Consider the following 19,100-nt stretch of genomic DNA (forward strand, 5'->3'; position numbering starts at 1 on the left):
GAGCAAGCCCGCTCCCACATTAGAATGCGATCAAATGTGGGAGCGGGCTTGCTCGCGAAGAACGATAACGCGGTATTTCTAATCAGCACTACGCGGCAACTGCAACGTCACCCGCAACCCACCCTCACGCAGATTCTGCAAACTCACTTCACCACCATGGCTATGGGCAATGTTGCGCGCAATCCCCAGCCCCAACCCATAGCCCTGCTGCTGCCCGGCCAGGCGGAAGTGCGGTTCGAACACCTGCTCCAGCCGCTGCTCCGGCACGCCCGGCCCTTCATCATCGACATGCAGGATGAACGCGCTTTCGTCGTCGTCGATGTGCAGGTGTGCGTTCTGTCCGTACTTCAACGCGTTGTCGATCAGGTTGCCGATGCAGCGCTTGAGCGCCAGCGGTTTCCCCGGATACGCCGCCAGCGCCCGCCCCTGTTGGGTCACGCGACCGTTGCCGTTCGGTGCCAGATAAGGCTCCACCAGACAGTCGAGCACATGGTTGAGATCCACTTGCTCGATGTTCTCGTGGATGTCGGTGTCTTTCACGCATTGCAGCGCGCCCTTGACCAGCAGCTCCAGCTCATCCAGATCGCGGCCGAACTTGGCTTGCAGTGTTTCGTCTTCGAGCAATTCGACCCGCAGGCGCAGGCGGGTGATCGGCGTGCGCAGGTCGTGGGAAATGGCGCTGAACAACTGGCTGCGTTCGGTCAGGTAACGGCTGATGCGCTCGCGCATGGTGTTGAAGGCACGGCCGACTTCGACCACTTCACTGCCACCACCTTCGGCCACCGGCTCGACATCGGCGCCCAGCGACAAGTCCCGCGCCGCCCGCGCCAGGCGCTTGAGCGGACGGCTCTGCCAGTGCACCAGCAGGCCGATGAACAACAGCAAAAAACCGCTGGTCAGGACGATGAACCACACCTGCTGCGCCGGCAGGCCCTGCTCTTCAAGACTGGTGTAGGGCTCGGGCAACAGCGAGGCGATGTACAGCCATTCGCCCGGCGCCATCTGGATCTGCGTGACCAGCACCGGAGGATTCACCGGTTCCAGCGTCAGCGCGTAGTGCGCCCAGGAACGTGGCAACTCATCGAGCTTCAGGCCGCCATTGAAGATGCGCAGGTCTTCCGGGCTGACGAAGGTCACCGAGATGTCCGCGTCCTGGCCGAGGGACTGGCGCAGCACCTCGTCCACGGCTTTGAGCACCGCCTCTTTGCGCGGGGTGATGGGCAGCACTTCCATGCCCAGGGGTTTGTCGTTGAGCGTCACCACGAACCGGGTGCCACCCATGCTGCGCAACTGATCGAGCACCAGGGGCCGAAACGCCACCGGCAACGAACGGAAGTAACTGACACTGGCCGTCATCGAATGGGCCAGGCTGCGAGCGCTGGTGACCAGGCCCTCGAGCTGCGTGGCGCGCAGTTGCGAGACCCAGATCACGCTCGACAGCGTCTGGGCGAACAACACGGCCAGCAAGGTCAGCAGCAACATCCGCCCGAGCAGCGAACGCGGCATCGGTACCTTCGCCGCGAGCTTGCGCAACAGCTCAGTGGCCATTGCTGGCAACCACAGTGGCTGCCAATTGGTAGCCACTGCCGCGCACGGTACGGATCAGCCGTGGTGGTTTTTCGGTGTCGCGCAGACGCTGGCGCAAACGGCTGACCGCCATGTCGACAATACGGTCGAGGGGCATCAGGTCCCGTCCACGGGTGGCATTGCCGATGGTGTCGCGGTCGAGGATTTCCTGAGGATGATCAAGGAACAGTTTCAGCAGTGCGAAGTCGGCACCCGAGAGAATCACCTCTTCGCCATCGATGTGAAACAACCGATGGCTGACCATGTCCAGACGCCAGTCATCGAAGGCCAGTACCTCGCCACCGCTACGCTCCTGACCGAACTGCGCGCGGCGCAGCAACGCCTTGATCCGCGCCTGCAACTCCCGTGGGCTGAACGGCTTGCCCAGATAATCGTCGGCGCCCAGTTCCAGGCCGATGACGCGGTCAGCCTCGTCGGAACTGGCGGTGAGCATGATGATCGGCACCTGAGCCTGGCGTGGATGCTGGCGAACCCAGCGGCACAGGCTGAAGCCGTCTTCGTCGGGCAGCATCACATCAAGGATCACCAGATCACTCGGCGCCTCGTTCAGCGCCTGGCGAAAACCGGCGCCGTCGGGCGTGGTACGCACCTGGAAACCGGCACGGGTCAGGTAGGTGTCCAGCAACTCGCGTATCTCTTGATCGTCATCGACCAACAAAATCGACTTGTTGACTGAGCTCACAGGAAGGCGTCCTTGTTGTTGGAATTGGGCGGATTATGCCTTAAGCACTCAACTTACAAACACCACAGAAAAACTGTAGGAGCGAGCTTGCTCGCGATGGACTTGAAGGCACCGCGTGCATTCAGAAAGCACGCGTTATCGTTAACGTCCATCGCGAGCAGGCTCGCTCCTACAGGTGATTGCATTCAGGCTGGAATGGATTGCTCCAGCGCTACTCCAGCCCCCATCAACCCCGAATACGGCGCCGTCACCAGCCACACCGGTATCCCCTTGAAGTAATCGCTCATGCAACCCTTGTCGGCGAAGCAGCGGGCGAAACCGCTCTGCAGGAAGAAGTCGGCAAAGCGTGGAATCACCCCGCCAACGATGTACACGCCAGCGTGGCCACCGGTGGTCAGCACGTTGTTGCCGGCCACGCGACCCAGCCAGCAGCAGAACTGCTCAAGCACTTCCACGGCAATCGGATCGCCCGCCAGCCCGGCAGCGGTGATGGCCTCCGGGGTGTCGAGCACCGGCGTATGCCCGTCCACCGCGCAGATCGCCCGGTAGACGCGGGGCAAGCCGCCGCCGCTCAACGCGGTTTCAGCGCTGACGTGACCGATTTCGCTGTAGATGTGCTGCCAGAGTTGGGTTTCACGCGGGCTGCTCAGTGGCAGATCGACGTGACCGCCCTCCCCCGGCAACGCGGCGAACCGGCCCTCACCCAAATCGAGCAAAGTGCCGACGCCCAGGCCGGTGCCCGGGCCAATTACCACCGCCGGGCGCAACGGCTCCGGCGTACCTTCGCAGACCACGCGGAATTCACCAGGCTGCAAACGGGTCATGCCCAGGGCCATGGCCGAGAAGTCGTTGACCAGCAACAGTTGCTCGACCTGCAAGGTCTGGCAAAAGCCCTTGCGGCTCAGGCGCCAGTGATTGTTGGTGAATTTGAATTCGTCGCCACTGACGGGGCCGGCCACCGACAGGCACACCGAACCGATCGAGCCCGGCGCCAGACCCAGCCCGCTCAGGTAGAGGCTGATGGCCTCTTCCGGGCTGTCATGGTCGGCCGTCGCCAGCACCTGGACCGATTCCAGCTGCTGGTTTTTCCACAACGCGAAACGTGCGTTGGTCCCACCGATGTCACCGACCAAAGCCAGTTTCAATTAAGCGTCTCCAGGGCAGAAGTGAAGGCGCTGGCGCCCTGCTCCGCCGAGCTGAAGGCCATGCGCATGAAACCAAACAGTTCGCGACCGGTGCCGATGTTGTTGCCCAACAGGCCCTTGGCCGGCGTGCGCGCTGCGAATTCGTCGGCGTCCACCTTAAGCTCCAGGGTGCCTTTGACGCCATCGACGCGGATGATATCGCCCTCTTGCACCCGCGCCAAAGCGCCGCCTACATAGGCTTCGGGGCTGACATGAATGGCCGCCGGAATTTTCCCCGACGCGCCGGACATGCGTCCGTCGGTCACCAGCGCCACCTTGAAGCCGCGGTCCTGCAATACACCGAGGAACGGCGTCATCTTGTGCAGCTCCGGCATGCCGTTGGAGCGAGGGCCCTGGAAGCGCATCACCGCGACAAAATCCTTCTCCAGCAAACCGGCCTTGAATGCATCGGCCAGGTCCTGCTGATCCTGGAACACCATGGCTGGCGCTTCGACGATCTGGTTTTCCACGGCAACGGCTGAGACTTTCATCACACCGCGACCCAGGTTGCCTTCCATCACCCGCAGGCCACCTTCCGGCGAAAATGCGCGGGCAACCGGGCGCAGAATGCTTTCATCGAGGCTGTCGGTCACACCTTCGCGCCACACCAGCTGGCCATTGTCGAGGAACGGCTCCTGGGTGTAGCGGCTCAGGCCGTGGCCCATCACGGTGTTGACGTTTTCGTGGAGCAACCCGGCTTCCAGCAGTTCACGGATCAGGAACGACATGCCGCCCGCGGCCTGGAAGTGGTTGATGTCAGCTTTGCCGTTCGGGTAGACGTGGCTCAGGGTCGGCACGACTTCGGAGAGGTCGGCCATGTCCTGCCAGGTCAATTGAATGCCCGCCGCCATGGCGATGGCCGGCATGTGCAGGGTGTGGTTGGTCGAGCCGCCCGTGGCGTGCAGCGCCACGATGGAGTTGACCAGCGAACGCTCGTCGACGATTTCGCCGATCGGCATGAAGTCGCCGTTCTGCTTGGTCAGGCGGGTGACCTGGTGCGCGGCTTCGCGGGTCAAGGCATCGCGCAGCGGCGTGTTCGGGTTGACGAAGGACGCGCCCGGCAGGTGCAGGCCCATGACTTCCATCAGCAACTGGTTGGTGTTGGCGGTGCCGTAGAAGGTGCAGGTGCCTGGGCTGTGGTAGGACTTCATTTCCGATTCCAGCAGCTCTTCGCGGGTGGCCTTGCCTTCGGCGTACTTCTGGCGCACATCGGCTTTCTGCTTGTTGGAAATGCCCGACACCATCGGCCCGCCCGGCACGAAGATCATCGGCAGATGGCCGAAGCGCAGCGCGCCCATCATCAGGCCCGGCACGATCTTGTCGCAGATGCCCAGCAGCAGCGCGCCGTCGAACATGTTGTGGGACAGCGCCACGGCAGTGGACAACGCGATCACTTCGCGACTCGGCAGGCTCAGTTCCATGCCCGGCTCGCCCTGGGTCACGCCATCGCACATGGCCGGTGTGCCACCGGCGAACTGGCCGACGGAGCCAATCTCGCGCAGGGCCTTTTTGATCATCTCCGGAAAGACTTCGTACGGCTGGTGCGCCGAGAGCATGTCGTTATATGACGAAACTATCGCGATGTTCGCGGCGTTCATCATCCGCAGGCTGTGCTTGTCGTCGCTGCCGCAACCGGCCACGCCATGGGCGAAGTTGGCGCATTGCAGCTTGCCGCGCATCGGACCGTCGCTGGCCGCACCGCGGATCAATGCAAGGTAGGCCTCACGCGTGGCGCGGCTGCGGGCGATAAGCCGTTCAGTGACCTCAAGGACGCGGGGATGCATGTGTAGAACTCCAGGCTAACGGATGTGGCGACCTGATTGTCTATGCTGATCAAAGGCCGGTGTCGATGGGATGACAGACGGTTTATTTGACCATTCGGACCAGTTGATTCAGGTCACTCGTTGTAGATTGAACAAAATATTGCCATTAAAAAGGCTTGTTTTCTATTTTTTTGCGAATAATCTTGTAATTCCAACAACAAAACGACGGTAGCGCCGCACTATGACTCTTCGAATCGCAATCAATGGTTTTGGCCGCATCGGCCGTAACGTCCTGCGTGCACTCTATACCCAGGGCTACCGTCAGGATCTGCAGATCGTCGCCATCAACGACCTGGGCGACAGCGCGATCAATGCTCATCTGCTCAAGTACGACACCGTTCACGGCACATTCGATGCCGATGTCCAGCACGACCAGGAGAGCCTGACGGTCAACGGCGACCGCATTTCGGTCAGCGCCATCCGCAACCCGGCCGACCTGCCCTGGGCCGCGGAAAAGATTGATGTGGTGTTCGAATGCACCGGTCTGTTCACCGACCGGGCCAAAGCCGCCGCGCATATTACGGCGGGCGCGCGCAAAGTCATTATCTCTGCACCGGCCAAAGGCGCCGACGCCACCGTCGTTTACGGGGTGAACCACGACATTCTGCGCCAGTCGCACCAGATCATTTCCAACGCGTCGTGCACCACCAACTGCCTGGCTCCGGTGGCCCAGGTGCTGCACCGCGAACTGGGCATCGAAAGTGGCTTGATGACCACCATTCACGCCTATACCAACGACCAGCACCTGACCGACGTCTATCACGTCGATCCGTACCGCGCCCGTTCGGCCACCCAGAACATGATCCCGAGCAAGACCGGTGCCGCCGAAGCCGTCGGCCTGGTGCTGCCGGAACTGGCGGGCAAATTGACCGGCATGTCGGTACGTGTACCGGTCATCAACGTCTCGCTGGTGGACCTGACGGTGCAGCTCAAGCGCGAAGCGTCGGCCGACGAGGTCAATGCGCTGATGAAAGAAGCCAGTCAGCACTCGAAGATCCTTGGTTACAACACCCTGCCGCTGGTCTCCAGCGACTTCAACCACAACCCGTTGTCGTCGATCTTCGACGCCAACCACACCAAGTCCAGCGGCAAGTTGCTCAAGGTGCTGGCGTGGTATGACAACGAGTGGGGCTTCTCCAACCGCATGCTCGATAACTGCCTGGCGCTGTGCAACGCTGAATAAGCAGCACGCCCCCCCTTCCTGTAGGAGCGAGCTTGCTCGCGATGGATGTAGGGGCCTCGCGTTCATTCAGGCGCCCCTTGTCATCGTTAACGACCATCGCGAGCAAGCTCGCTCCTACAGGGTACGTGTCATTTCTGGAGCAACCATCGATGATCGGCATCACCTTTACGCAAAAGACCCTGGCGGCGCGCAAGCGTATCGCCCTGGTCGCCCATGACCACTGCAAGGTGTTCTTGCTGGACTGGGCCGAACGGCAAAAAGACAAGCTGGCCCAACATGATCTGGTCGCCACCGGCACCACGGGGTTGTTGTTGCAACAACGCCTCGACCTGCCGGTGCAAAGCATGATCAGCGGACCACTGGGCGGCGACCAACAGCTCGGTGCGCAAATCGCCGAGCAGCGGGTCGATATGCTGGTGTTTTTCTGGGACCCGTTCGAACCCCAGCCCCACGACCCGGATATCAAGGCGTTGCTACGGGTCGCGGCAGTCTGGAACATCCCGGTGGCCTGCAACGAATGCAGCGCCGACTACCTGCTCAGCAGCCCGCTGATGGATCAGGCACACACCCATCGAATACCCGATTACGCGAGCTATTTGCAGGGTCGTGCTTAAACCTTAACAAATCAGCCCTTGACCACTTGAGTGGATGATAAGCATTATCATTTGCTCGAAATGGATCAGGTCCTCCCGTGAGTCAGTCGCGCTTCAATCACGTTTTCCTCGCCCAGCGCACCTCCCTGCTGCGCACGCTGGAACGGATGGTCAACAATCACAGCACCGCTGAAGACCTCTTGCAGGAAACCTACCTGCGGGTGACCCGTGCATTGAGCGAACGGACCATCGATCATCTTGAGCCCTTTGTCTTCCAGACGGCGCGCAACCTGGCACTGGACCATTTGCGCACGCGGCGCATCCATTCGCGCACCATGGTCGACGACGTGCCGCCAGAGGTGGTGCACAGCGTCGCCGCCCCCACCAGCAGCGCTGAAGACGCCGCCCATGCCGAACAATTGCTGGAGCGCCTGAACGTGAGCCTCAGTGAACTCAGCACCCGCCAACAGCGGATTTTCATCCTCAGCCGCCTGCACGGGCACAGCTATCAGCAAATCGCCGACGAGCTGAACGTGTCCCTCAGTACCGTGCAGAAAGAACTCAAATTGATCATGTCGATCTGCATCGGTGTTGCCGATCGTTTGAACACCGATTAAGCATCAGGGTCTCTCCCATACACCGGGCCGACTGCGCTGAGCATCGGGCTTTGCTACCCTTGCCCCACTTTTTTGCGCTTCACTAAAAAAACAGCCGTGCACAGACACTGCCGAGGACACACCGTGACGGACAACCACCGCTCCCCTGGGCCTTCGCCAGCGCAGGACCCCGCAAGCGCGATGGACCAGGCCCTGGACTGGCTGATCGTGCTCGACAGTCCCGACGAGGAGCAGACCCGCCAATTCCATATATGGCTTGAGGCCGATCCGTTGAATGCCCAGGCGTTCGCCAGGGCCCAGGCGATCTGGGACGGTCCGCAAGTGGTGCAATGCGCGCAAAGCCTGGCCGCGCGGCCCGCGAAAGTCACGGTTCTCGCCCGTCTGCGTCCGCACTGGAAACCACTGGCCACCGCTGCCGTGCTGCTGCTCGGCCTGTTCAATTTCAGCAACTTGCCGATGCGCCTGCAGGCCGATCACCTGACCGTGGTCGGCGAGCGCCAGCGCCTGCAACTGGAGGACGGCTCCAGGGTCCTGCTCAATACCAATTCGGCGTTCTCAAGCACCATCAATGACCAGCAACGTGTTGCCCACCTGTATCAGGGCGAAGCGTATTTCGAAGTGCAGGCCAATCGCGGCCAGCCACTGGAAATCGACGCCGGCCCGGTCACGGCCAGCGTTCGCGATACCGCATTTGCCGTGCGTTACCTCGACGGCGTGGCGCAAGTGCGGGTGCAACGCGGGGATGTCGACTTGCGTGCCACCCGTGACGATGCACGGGTGCGCTTGTCCGCCGGGGAAAGCATTCGCATCGGCCCCAACGGCTTCGACCGCCCGGCCAGGCTGGATGCCGCCACTGACCTTGCGTGGGTCCAGGGGCGACTGGTGTTTGAAAACTGCCCGTTGAACCAGGTACTGGCAGAACTTCGCCGCTACTACCCGGGCTGGATCATCAACAATAACGAACAACTGGCCGATGTCGCCGTGACCGGCAACTATCGCCTCGATCAGCCCCTGGACGTGGTTCGCTCCCTGGCCCACATCACCTCGGCCCGACTCCAGGAGTTCCCGGCGCTGGTCATATTGAACTGAATGAGAATTATTTTTACTCGATAGCCGAATCCCGTACGTCTCGTTATAGCCAATGCAATTGATTCGCATCTCACCATGCCAATCAGCACCTATAAAGATTCGTGCGACACGGAGCGCTATCGATGTCCCCTCGCCTTACCCGCCCAACCTCATCACCCTCCCGCGTGCTGTCGCTGCTGACCGCTGCGATACTGATGGCCGGTGCTGCACCGCTCATGGCCGCCACCGCCCCCGAGCAACCGGCTCGCAAAATGGGCGACTACCCGTTCGCCATTCCCCAGCAATCTCTGGTGTCGGCACTCAATGCCTTTACCGCCGTCACGGGCTGGCAGGTCGGTGTGGCGTCGGAGCTGACGCAAGGCGTAGCCTCGCCGGGCGTCCGTGGTTCGCTGTCGCCGGAGAAAGCCCTGGATCGCCTGTTGGTGGGGACCAACCTGAGCTATCGCAAACTGGGCAATAACAGCATCGTCCTGGAAAAGCGCAGCGCTGGCAGCACGCTCAACCTGCAACAGGTGACTATCAGTGCCACCCGTAACGAACAGGATGTGAACAGCGTGCCGAGCACGGTCTCTGTCTATACGCGCGAAGACCTGGACCGCAACAACGTCAATACCATCAAGGAACTGGTGCGCTACGAACCCGGTGTTTCGGTGGGCGGCACAGGCCAACGCGCCGGCATCACGGGCTACAACATTCGCGGCATCGATGGCGACCGCGTGCTGACCCAGGTCGATGGCGTTCAGGTGCCCGACGGTTTCTTCAACGGCCCGTATGCCCAGACCAACCGCAACTATGTCGACCCGGAAATCGTCAAGCGTGTGGAAATCCTCCGGGGCCCGGCGTCGGTGCTGTATGGCAGCAACGCCATTGGCGGTGCGGTCAGCTACTACACGCTGGACCCGGACGACATCATCAAACCGGGCAAGGATGTCGGCGCGCGCCTGAAAACCGGCTACAACTCAGCCGATGACAGCTGGCTGACTTCCGGCACCGTCGCCGGCCGGACCGGCGAGTTCGATGGCCTGTTGCACCTCAGTCAGCGCAACGGTCATGAAACAGAGTCCTTTGGCGAAACCGGCGGCACTGGCCTGAATCGCACTGAAGCCAACCCCGAGGATGCGCGCACCACCAGCGTGCTGGCCAAACTGGGCTGGGATTACGCTGACGACGCGCGTTTGGGCCTGACCTACGAGCATTACAAGGCCGACCGCGATACCAACCAATTGAGCGCCGTGGGCGGCCCGTTCGATGCCGGACGCGGTATGGGCTTTTACAAGTCCCGTACCGGTAACGACACGATCACCCGCGAACGCTTTGGCCTGGAACACAGCTTCGGTCTGGACAGCGCACTGGCCGACAACATCAAGTGGTCGTTGAACTACCAGATCGCCAAGACCGACCAGAGCACCGAGGAAATCTACGCGCCGCCGTCACGGACGGTGCAGCGTAACCGCGATACCACCTACAAGGATCGCCAATGGGTATTCGACGCCCAGGCTGACAAGTCCTTTGCCATTGCCGACACCGATCACCTCGTCACCTATGGCACCACCATCAAGCAGGACAAAGTCACCGGTCTGCGTACCGGCACTGGCACTTGCCTGACCGTGGCCGGCACCTGCCGGGTCATCGGTGCCCCTAGCGCAAGCGACACGCTGAAACCCGCCAGTGACTTCCCGGACCCGACCATCAACAGCTACAGCCTGTTCGCCCAGGATCAGATCAGCTGGGGCAACTGGACCTTCCTGCCCGGTGCACGCTACGACTACACCGAACTCAAGCCGCACATCACCGAAGAGTTCCTGGCCACCGCCGACCAGAGCCGCAACGGCGAAGTGAGCGACAAAACCAAAACCTGGCATCGCCTGTCGCCGAAATTCGGCACCACTTACAGCTTCGACGACCACTACACCTGGTACGGCCAATACGCCGAAGGCTTCCGCACCCCGACCGCCAAGGCGTTGTATGGTCGTTTCGAAAACATCGCCGGCGGCTATCGGGTCGCGCCTAATCCGGACCTCGAACCGGAAAAGAGCAAAAGCTACGAGACGGGTTTGCGCGGCAACTTCGAGCAGGGCTCGTTTGATGTGGCGGTGTTCTACAACAAGTACCGCGACTTCATTAACGAGAACGCCATCACTCCGGGCTACACCGAGACCACGTTCAAAAGCAACAACATCAAACACGCCACCATCAAGGGCGCGGAGGTCAAGGGACGCCTGAACCTCGACGCCTTCGGCGCGCCGCAAGGCCTCTACACCCGGGGCTCGGTGGCTTATGCCTACGGTCGCAACGACGACAACGGCGAGCCGCTCAACAGCGTCAACCCGCTGACCGGTGTGTTCGGACTCGGTTATGACCAGGACACCTACGGCGGTCTGCTCAGTTGGACCCTGGTGAAGAAGCAGGACCGCGTCGACAGCACCAGCTTCAAATCCCCGGACGGCACCAGCACCCAGTTCAAGACCCCGGGCTTCGGCATTCTGGACCTGAGCGCGTTCTACAAGGTGACCGACGACGTGACCGTCAGTGGCGGCGTCTACAACCTGACCGACAAGAAATACTGGCTGTGGGATGACGTGCGCGGCTTTGACAGCGTCGGCGAAGCCGCGGTGACCCAACCGGCCAACCTCGACCGCCTGACCCAGCCGGGTCGCAACTTTGCGGTCAACCTGATCTGGGATATCTGATCCGCTCATCTCGCCGGGCGGTTTCATCAAGCCGCCCGGTGAGGATTTTTTACTGTCAGGCGCCTTCCTGTTCGTCTCGTTACCAAGCGCCTCTTTTTCCCCCAAGGAATTGCCATGACTACCCAGGCCACCGAACAACGCCCCAACCTGCGTTCGCAACGTTTGAACCAGATCACCAACGAGCCGCACAGCAAGCTCGATGCCCTGGTCAAGGCCCATGCTCCGTTTGAAACCCAGGCCAGTTTCGCCCGCTTCGTGGTGGCGCAATACCTGTTCCAGTCGGAACTGGTGTCGCTGTACAACGATGCCGAACTGACCGCCATCGTCCCGGACCTGCCGTCCCGCTGCCGTGCCGAGGCGGCCAAGGCTGATCTCGCGGACCTGGACACCGACGTGCCGGCACCTGTCGCCGGTGCCCTGAAAAACCCGACCAAGGCCGAGGCCCTGGGCTGGATCTTCGTTTCCGAAGGCTCGAAGCTCGGCGCAGCCTTCCTGATCAAGCGTGCCGTGGGCCTTGGCCTGAGCGAAACCTTCGGCGCCCGTCACCTCGGCGAACCGGCCGGCGGCCGCGCTGAAGGCTGGAAAAGCTTCGTCAAGACCCTGGACGGCCTGGCGTTCAGCGCCCGGGAAGAAGCCGAAGCGGAAAAAGGCGCCATCGACGCGTTCAACCGTTTTACCGTGTTGCTGGAGCAGGCTTACGCCACCGAAGCCGCCTGACCCAACGCGTTCCCCCTGTGGGAGCGGGCTTGCTCGCGAAGAGGTCATCAGCCTCAACATCAACGTAAACTGACACACCGCTTTCGCGAGCAAGCCCGCTCCCACAGGGACGAAGCAAATCCGTAAGATTTCGATCAGCCTCACATGTTGCCTTGAGCCCATGCCAGCCTCCTCCAGACTCTCCCGCCTCCTCTTCGGCCTGCTGGCCTATGTCAGCCTGGGTATCGGCCTGATCGCCATCGTCATTCCCGGCCTGCCCACCACCGAGTTCATCCTGCTGGCAGCCTGGGCCGCGACCCGAAGTTCACCGCGCCTGAGTGCCTGGCTGGAAAACCACCGGCTGTTCGGCCCCATCCTCCATAACTGGCGCAACGGCAAGATCATCGCGCGCCGGGCGAAAATCAGCGCCACTGTCAGCATGCTGTTATGTGCCGGTCTGATGTTGGCGATGCTCGATCACGGCTGGCCGGTCTACCTGGCGATTACCGGGATGGGGCTGGGCAATCTGTGGATCTGGTCCCGACCGGAATCAGTGCCGGAACCCTCCTGAACAATTCCGCGACTTTTCCTCGTTTTAAAGCGCTTTTCGGCACATTTTTCTGCGCAAACGTTCAACCAATACCGTTCGTCGGGTTGCCCCTCATGTAACCTCTTCGCCACGCCGATGTGCATTGACCGGCGCTAAACGGACTTAGCGAGTGAGCCGCAACGGCCCACAGCCAACACTTCATCCATTCGCGAGTTCGCCCTATGTTCGACTCAGTGTCCATCCGCCTGAAAATCGTCCTGCTGTCCGGTCTGTGCCTGCTGGGTGTAGTCGCCTTGATAGTGGGCATGAACATCTACCAGACCAATCAGAACGATGACCTGGTCAATGATTCCAGCAGCAGAATGCTCACCGCCAGTGTGCAGGACCTGCTCCAGGCCAAGGCCGCCGAGCAAGCGGTGCGGGTGCAGAAGACATTCGGTGAAACCCTGACGGTGGTGACGGCCCTGGCGGACCAGATCCAGGACATGCGCAACCTCGCCGCCAAGCGTTCGCTGGAGCCCGGTGCCCTGCGTGAAGCGTTGAACCAGAGCCTGAAAACCGCCTTCGAGCGCAACGGCAAAGTGCTGGGCATCTGGCTGGCATTCGAACCCAACGGCCTGGACGGCAGGGACAGCGAATTCGTCAGTGACGCCGCCCGTCAATCCAACGAGGCCGGGCGTTTCGCCACATACTGGAGCCGCGCCGGGGGTGAGTCGCTGAACACGATCATGGTCGAAGAGGACATGACCAAGACCACCCTGAACCTCAGCGGCACACCGTACAACGTCTGGTACACCTGCCCGCGGGACAGCAAGCGCACCTGCCTGCTCGACCCGTACGCCGATACTGTCGGCGGCAAGGAAGTGTTGATGACCACCATTTCCGTACCGCTGCTGGTGGATGGCAAGTCCATCGGTGTGGTCGGTGTCGACATCGCCCTCGACGCCCTGCAAGCGGCGGCGGTCGATTCCCAACGCGAGCTGTTCAACAGCGCCGGGCACATGCTGATCGTCTCCGGCACCGGCGTGATGGCGGCCTACAGCGTCGATGCAACGAAAGTCGGCAAGCGCATCGGCGACACCCTGGGCGCGGATGGCAAGGACATCCTGCAATTGCTCGGCAGTGGTGCACCGAAGATTCTCCAGCAAGGCGACCTGATCCGTGCGGTGTATCCGGTCAGCCCGATTGCCGATGCCAAGGCCTGGGCCGTGGTGATCGACCTGCCCAGACAAGTGCTGCTGGCCGACTCGGTGAAGCTGCAGGCAGTGCTCGACGATGCCCAGCAAAGCGGCACGATCAAGGCCTTGTCGGTGGCGGTGATCGCTGGTGTACTCGGTCTGCTGCTGATGTGGCTCACTGCATCCGGCGTGACCCGGCCGATCGATAGCGTGGCCCAGATGCTCAAGGCGATTGCCAGCGGCGACGGCGACCTGACTCAGCGCCTGCACTACAACAAGCAGGACGAACTGGGCGAACTGGTGAGCTGGTTCAACCGCTTCCTCGACAAGCTGCAACCGACCATCGCGCAGATCAAGCAAAGCATCAGCGACGCCCGCGGCACGGCCGATCAGTCGTCGGAGATTGCCCGCCAGACCAGCGAAGGCATGCAGGTGCAGTTCCGCGAAATCGACCAGGTCGCCACGGCGTCCAACGAGATGAGCGCCACCGCCCACGATGTTGCCAACAGTGCCTCGAACGCGGCCAGTGCCGCCAAGGGGGCCGACCAGTCGGCCCGCGACGGCATGCAGATCATCGAGCGCAGCACCCGCGATATCAATCAACTGGCCGACGAAGTCAGCAAGGCCGTGACCGAAGTCGAAGCCCTTGCGGTCAACAGCGAACAGATCGGTTCGGTGCTGGAGGTGATTCGCAGCATCGCCGAACAAACCAACCTGCTGGCCCTCAATGCGGCGATTGAAGCCGCCCGCGCCGGCGAGAGCGGTCGCGGCTTTGCGGTCGTGGCCGATGAAGTGCGCAACCTGGCCAAACGCACCCAGGATTCGGTGGAAGAAATTCGCCTGGTGATCGAACGCATCCAGTCCGGCACCCGCGGCGTGGTCGCCACCATGCATTCAAGCCAGACCCAGGCCCACAGCAATGCCGGGCAGATCCAGCAGGCGGTCCAGGCCTTGGGCAAGATCAGCGACGCGGTTACCGTGATCAGCGACATGAACCTGCAAATCGCCAGCGCCGCCGAGCAGCAAAGCGCCGTGGCCGAAGAGGTCAACCGCAATGTCTCGGCGATTCGCACGGTCACCGAAACCCTGACCGGCCAGGCCACCGAATCGGCCCAGATCAGCAGCCAGCTCAACGCCCTGACCACCCACCAGATGAAGTTGATGGATCAGTTCCGGGTGTAGTCATCACACCGCTAATCCCCTGTGGGAGCGGGCTTGCTCGCGAAGACGGCAGCCCATTCAACATCAATGTGGCTGACACACCGCTTTCGCGAGCAAGCCCGCTCCCACAAAGGGATTTCATCTGACCTGGAATTTTTTGAACTATGATCGGGCTCTCGCTCCGGAGGGCTCTTCAATGACTGATCTGCTCACGTCCATTCAAGCCGCACTCGGTTTGCCTCACACCCCGATTCCATTCACGTCCAGCGGCGCCCTGCCCTCGGCGTTTGCCGTCACTGATCTGGCCTGCGCCAGCGTGGCCGCCGCCGGCCAGGCCGTCAGCGAACTGCTGCACCAACAAACCGGACGCCTGCCCGACCTTGAAGTTGACCGCCGCCTGGCGTCCTTCTGGTTCGCCACCTCGATTCGCCCGATCGGCTGGAGCGTTCCACCGCTGTGGGACCCGATGGCCGGTGACTACGCCACCCGCGATGGCTGGATTCGCCTGCACACCAACGCGCCCCATCACCGCGCCGCGGCAGAAAGCGTGCTCGGTGCCTGTGCCGACCGTGCGGCGATGGCCGGCAAAGTGGCGCAGTGGACGAAAAACGAACTTGAGCAGGCGGTAGTGGATGCCGGTGGTTGTGCCGCCGAAATGCGGACCTGGGAACAATGGCAGGCCCATCCTCAAGGCCAGGCGGTCAATGCCGAGCCCTTGATTCAATTTGCCAACGACCCAAGCCAGAACCGCAAACCCTGGACAGGTTCAGTGGCGCGACCACTGGCCGGCATCAGGGTGCTGGACTTGACCCGGGTACTGGCAGGCCCCATCGCCAGTCGCTTCATGGCTGGCCTCGGCGCCGATGTCTTGCGCATCGATCCACCGACCTGGAGCGAGCCGGGGGTGGTGCCGGAAGTCACTTTGGGAAAACGTTGCGCGCGTCTTGATCTGCACGACAAGTCCGATCGCGCCGTATTCGAGTGCCTGCTCAAGGACGCCGACATTCTGCTCCATGGCTACCGTGCCGATGCGCTGGAACGACTGGGTTTGGGCACCAATGAGCGCCGGCAACTGAACCCGGACTTGATTGATGTTTGCCTGAACGCTTATGGCTGGAGTGGCCCTTGGCAAAACCGCCGGGGCTTCGACAGCCTGGTGCAGATGAGCAGTGGCATTGCAGAAGCGGGCATGGGCTGGAAGCAGACGGACAAGCCGACGCCATTGCCGGTGCAGGCCCTCGATCACGCCACCGGGTATTTGATCGCGGCCAGTGCGATCAGGCTGCTGGCAGGACGCTTGAGCAGCGGGATGGGTGGCTCGGCCCGGTTGTCGTTGGCGCGTACGGCGAAGTTGTTGATCGAGCAGGGTGCCGGCCCGGATGATCCGCTGCGCGGAGAAGATCAATACGATCAAGGGATACAGGTTGAGCAAACGCCCTGGGGCCCGGCGCATCGCTTGCAGGTGCCTCTGAAGATCATCGGGACGCCACTACAGTGGGCATTGCCAGCGACTGAACTGGGTTCACATCCCGCGCAGTGGTGGTGACAGTCATATCGCCATCGCGGGCAAGCCCGCTCCCACAGGTTCTGTGGTGCTCACAGATTTTGTGTACGACGCAGTCCCTGTGGGAGCGGGCTTGCTCCGGGCGGCGATCCGACGAAGACGTCAGGACTATGACTACAAATTCCGGATCAGCTCAGTCCGCCCGACTCAATGAAGTCCACAGCACCTGCGCCGCATACCCTCGATAAGGCCGCCATGCTTCACCCCGCAACAACAGCTGCTTCGCTGTCACCGGCCCCCCCTCCTGCGCCACCAGCGCATTGATCAGCCCCACGTCGCCATTGGGAAACCCGTCCATCTCCCGCAACTGTCGCAGCGCAATGTATTGCGCCGTCCAGTCACCAATCCCGTGCAACGCCAGCAACCGCGCCACGCCTCCTTCGCGACCGGGCTCAAATAGTCGCGGATCATCGAGCAGTGCCTGAGCCACGCCCGACAACGTCCGGCCCCGGCTTTTCGGCATGCCCAACGCCGCCAGATCGGCCCCCGCCAACACGTCAGCCGTGGGGAACACGTGGCTCAAACCCGGTAACGGTCTGCCCAGCGGTGCGCCATATTGCGCCACCAGCTTCCCCGCCAGGCGGATCGCCGCCACCACCGTAATCTGCTGCCCCAGCACCGCGCGGATCGCCAGCTCCAGCCCGTCCCACGCCCCCGGCACACGCAGCCCGGGGCGCTGGGCAATCAATCGGGCCATCAGCGGATCAACCGTTAAATGCCGATGGATCGTGGCGAGGTCAGCGTCGAGATCGAACATCCGCCGCACTCTTGCGACGATTTCAGGCACGGCGTTCGGGTCGGGAAAATCCAGTGTCAGCTCAAGGGCATCAGAGGTAGCAGGCCGAATGGAAAAGGTACCGTGCCCACCGTTCAGTTCGATGCCGCGCGAGTAAACGCCGTCAGCAACCGTTTCCAGTCCCGCAATCGCCCGCGCCGACAGAAAATCCAGCATCGCCGGCCAGTCATAGGGGGGCTGATACGCCAGCAGCACCTTCACAGACTCAGCAACCCGCTGTACAACCCATAAGCCGCCAGCCCGGCGCCGCCAATGACAGCGGTGAAAATGCCTTTCTCGATGACCGTGAACAAGGGCATGCCCTGCTCACGGCGTGCCTTGGCAAACAGGATCACGCCCGGCGCATACAGTAGCGCCGACAGCAGCAAATATTTCAGGCCACCGGCGTACAGCAACCACACCGCGTAACTCAAGGCGATGGCGCCAATGAGCAAATCCTTGCTTCGCTCGGCGGGCGCCTGTTGATAGGTTTCACCGCGCACGCACAACAACACCGCATAGGCCGCCGACCACAGGTACGGCACCAGAATCATGGAAGACGCCAGATAAATCAGGCTGGTGTAAGTACCGGCGGAAAACAGCGTAATCAGCAGAAACAGCTGGATCATCGCGTTAGTCAGCCACATCGCATTGACCGGCACACGGTTGGCGTTTTCCTTGCTCAGGAATGCCGGCATGGTCTTGTCCTTCGCCGTGGCGAACAGGATTTCGGCGCACAACAGCGCCCAGGACAACAAGGCACCCAACAACGAGATCGCCAGGCCGACGCTGATCAGCAACGCCCCCCAGGGGCCGACGATGTGTTCCAGCACCGCCGCCAACGAGGGGTTCTGCAATTTCGCCAGCTCCGGCTGGGTCATGATCCCCAGCGACAACACGTTCACCAGCACCAGTAACGCCAACACGCCAATGAACCCGATTACCGTTGCGCGACCTACATCGGAACGTTTCTCCGCCCGGGCCGAATAGACACTGGCCCCCTCGATCCCGATAAACACGAACACGGTGACCAGCATCATGTGCCGAACCTGGTTCATCACGCTGCCGAATTCCGGGTTGTTGCGGCCCCAGATATCGAGGGTAAAGATGTCCGCCTTGAACGCCACGGCGGCGATCACGATGAACATGATCAGCGGTACGATCTTGGCCACGGTGGTCACTTGATTGATGAACGCCGCCTCCTTGATCCCGCGCATCACCACAAAATGCACGGTCCAGAGCAGCAGCGAAGCGCAGACGATCGCGATCGGTGTGTTGCCTTCGCCAAAGACCGGGAAGAAATAACCGAGGGTGCTGAACAGCAGCACGAAGTAGCCGACGTTGCCCAGCCACGCACTGATCCAGTACCCCCAGGCCGAAGAAAAGCCCATGTAGTCGCCGAAGCCGGCCTTGGCGTAGGCATATACCCCGGAGTCCAGCTCCGGCTTGCGATTGGCCAGGGTCTGGAACACGAACGCCAGGGTCAGCATGCCGACGGCAGTGATTGCCCAGCCGATCAGGATCGCCCCGGCATCGGCCTTGGCCGCCATGTTTTGCGGCAGGGAAAATATCCCGCCACCGATCATCGAACCCACCACCAATGCGATCAATGCGCTCAGGCGAAGCTTGTTCGGTGATTGCGCCATCGTTGCATCTCCATTTTTTCCGGGGGACGAAAACTGCCGCGAGATCGTCCCATAACGTGCGTCAACCAAACTGCTGAAGAGT

The 19,100-nt window shown here is 61.7% G+C and carries 15 protein-coding genes and 1 pseudogene; 10 read left to right on the forward strand and 6 right to left on the reverse strand.

The features are described 5' to 3' along the window. Positions 1 to 78: 78 nt before the first annotated feature. The 4 genes from RS887_RS05220 to edd all read right to left on the reverse strand — a co-directional run bounded on the left by RS887_RS05220 (position 79) and on the right by edd (position 5,237). Entirely contained in the window at positions 79 to 1,506 is a 1,428-nt protein-coding gene (locus RS887_RS05220) for an ATP-binding protein (protein WP_416339949.1), read from the reverse strand. A 31-nt stretch (positions 1,507 to 1,537) separates the two neighbouring features. Continuing rightward, positions 1,538 to 2,269, reverse strand: a complete 732-nt coding sequence (locus tag RS887_RS05225) for a response regulator transcription factor (protein ID WP_322614635.1) — start codon at positions 2,267 to 2,269, stop codon at positions 1,538 to 1,540. Between the two features lie 185 nt (positions 2,270 to 2,454). Continuing rightward, entirely contained in the window at positions 2,455 to 3,414 is a 960-nt protein-coding gene (locus RS887_RS05230; protein ID WP_322614636.1) for a glucokinase, read from the reverse strand. After that, positions 3,411 to 5,237, reverse strand: coding sequence for a phosphogluconate dehydratase (gene edd, locus RS887_RS05235; protein WP_322614637.1), 1,827 nt, complete (start codon positions 5,235 to 5,237; stop codon positions 3,411 to 3,413). The genes RS887_RS05230 and edd overlap by 4 nt, the downstream gene beginning before the upstream one ends. 220 nt (positions 5,238 to 5,457) lie before the next feature. On the opposite strand from edd, the gene gap reads away from it, so the two are divergent. The 10 genes and pseudogenes from gap (at position 5,458) to RS887_RS05280 (ending at position 16,579) form a co-directional block, all read left to right on the forward strand. Further along, positions 5,458 to 6,459: a type I glyceraldehyde-3-phosphate dehydrogenase gene (gene gap, locus RS887_RS05240; protein WP_007974423.1), complete on the forward strand. Its 1,002-nt coding sequence runs from the start codon at positions 5,458 to 5,460 to the stop codon at positions 6,457 to 6,459. A gap of 149 nt (positions 6,460 to 6,608) precedes the next feature. Continuing rightward, positions 6,609 to 7,073 carry a methylglyoxal synthase gene (locus RS887_RS05245; protein WP_322614638.1) on the forward strand — a complete coding sequence of 155 codons (465 nt, stop codon included), beginning with the start codon at positions 6,609 to 6,611 and terminating at the stop codon, positions 7,071 to 7,073. A gap of 77 nt (positions 7,074 to 7,150) precedes the next feature. Next, positions 7,151 to 7,669, forward strand: a complete 519-nt coding sequence (locus RS887_RS05250) for a sigma-70 family RNA polymerase sigma factor (protein ID WP_322614639.1) — start codon at positions 7,151 to 7,153, stop codon at positions 7,667 to 7,669. Between the two features lie 123 nt (positions 7,670 to 7,792). After that, the gene (locus RS887_RS05255; RefSeq protein ID WP_322614640.1) at positions 7,793 to 8,758 is read left to right on the forward strand and encodes a FecR family protein; all 966 of its coding nucleotides are present in this window, start codon (positions 7,793 to 7,795) and stop codon (positions 8,756 to 8,758) included. 122 nt (positions 8,759 to 8,880) lie between these two features. Continuing rightward, entirely contained in the window at positions 8,881 to 11,448 is a 2,568-nt protein-coding gene (locus RS887_RS05260; protein ID WP_322614641.1) for a TonB-dependent receptor, read from the forward strand. A 114-nt stretch (positions 11,449 to 11,562) separates the two neighbouring features. Then, entirely contained in the window at positions 11,563 to 12,165 is a 603-nt protein-coding gene (locus tag RS887_RS05265) for a biliverdin-producing heme oxygenase (RefSeq protein ID WP_322614642.1), read from the forward strand. Between the two features lie 160 nt (positions 12,166 to 12,325). Continuing rightward, positions 12,326 to 12,715, forward strand: coding sequence for a YbaN family protein (locus RS887_RS05270; protein WP_322614643.1), 390 nt, complete (start codon positions 12,326 to 12,328; stop codon positions 12,713 to 12,715). Between the two features lie 464 nt (positions 12,716 to 13,179). Then, a pseudogene (locus RS887_RS30500) lies at positions 13,180 to 14,196 on the forward strand (HAMP domain-containing protein); the annotation flags it as partial. A 102-nt stretch (positions 14,197 to 14,298) separates the two neighbouring features. Continuing rightward, on the forward strand, positions 14,299 to 15,054 hold the full coding sequence (locus RS887_RS30505; RefSeq protein ID WP_371926002.1) for a methyl-accepting chemotaxis protein: 756 nt from the start codon (positions 14,299 to 14,301) through the stop codon (positions 15,052 to 15,054). 175 nt (positions 15,055 to 15,229) lie between these two features. Beyond that, complete coding sequence (locus tag RS887_RS05280; protein WP_322614645.1) at positions 15,230 to 16,579, forward strand: CoA transferase; 1,350 nt, start codon at positions 15,230 to 15,232, stop codon at positions 16,577 to 16,579. Between the two features lie 151 nt (positions 16,580 to 16,730). Here RS887_RS05280 and RS887_RS05285 read toward each other — a convergent pair whose 3' ends face one another. Together RS887_RS05285 and arcD are read right to left on the reverse strand one after the other, a co-directional pair. Further along, positions 16,731 to 17,594, reverse strand: a complete 864-nt coding sequence (locus tag RS887_RS05285; protein ID WP_322614646.1) for a DNA-3-methyladenine glycosylase — start codon at positions 17,592 to 17,594, stop codon at positions 16,731 to 16,733. Next, a complete protein-coding gene (arcD, locus tag RS887_RS05290; protein WP_322614647.1) occupies positions 17,591 to 19,018 on the reverse strand; it encodes an arginine-ornithine antiporter in 1,428 nt (475 codons plus the stop codon). The genes RS887_RS05285 and arcD overlap by 4 nt, the downstream gene beginning before the upstream one ends. Positions 19,019 to 19,100: the final 82 nt, after the last annotated feature.

Origin of the sequence: Pseudomonas sp. BIC9C (assembly GCF_034541995.1) — a bacterium.
Taxonomy (GTDB): Bacteria; Pseudomonadota; Gammaproteobacteria; order Pseudomonadales; family Pseudomonadaceae; genus Aquipseudomonas; species Aquipseudomonas fluorescens_CC.

Coding starts and splice junctions, on each gene's coding strand:
- RS887_RS05220 (WP_416339949.1), bottom strand. CDS start 1,506: ATGCCGCGTTCGCTGCTCGGGCGGATGTTGCTGCTGACCTTGCTGGCC.
- edd (WP_322614637.1), bottom strand. CDS start 5,237: ATGCATCCCCGCGTCCTTGAGGTCACTGAACGGCTTATCGCCCGCAGC.
- gap (WP_007974423.1), top strand. CDS start 5,458: ATGACTCTTCGAATCGCAATCAATGGTTTTGGCCGCATCGGCCGTAAC.
- RS887_RS05245 (WP_322614638.1), top strand. CDS start 6,609: ATGATCGGCATCACCTTTACGCAAAAGACCCTGGCGGCGCGCAAGCGT.
- RS887_RS05260 (WP_322614641.1), top strand. CDS start 8,881: ATGTCCCCTCGCCTTACCCGCCCAACCTCATCACCCTCCCGCGTGCTG.
- RS887_RS05265 (WP_322614642.1), top strand. CDS start 11,563: ATGACTACCCAGGCCACCGAACAACGCCCCAACCTGCGTTCGCAACGT.
- RS887_RS05270 (WP_322614643.1), top strand. CDS start 12,326: ATGCCAGCCTCCTCCAGACTCTCCCGCCTCCTCTTCGGCCTGCTGGCC.
- RS887_RS30505 (WP_371926002.1), top strand. CDS start 14,299: ATGCAGGTGCAGTTCCGCGAAATCGACCAGGTCGCCACGGCGTCCAAC.
- RS887_RS05280 (WP_322614645.1), top strand. CDS start 15,230: ATGACTGATCTGCTCACGTCCATTCAAGCCGCACTCGGTTTGCCTCAC.
- arcD (WP_322614647.1), bottom strand. CDS start 19,018: ATGGCGCAATCACCGAACAAGCTTCGCCTGAGCGCATTGATCGCATTG.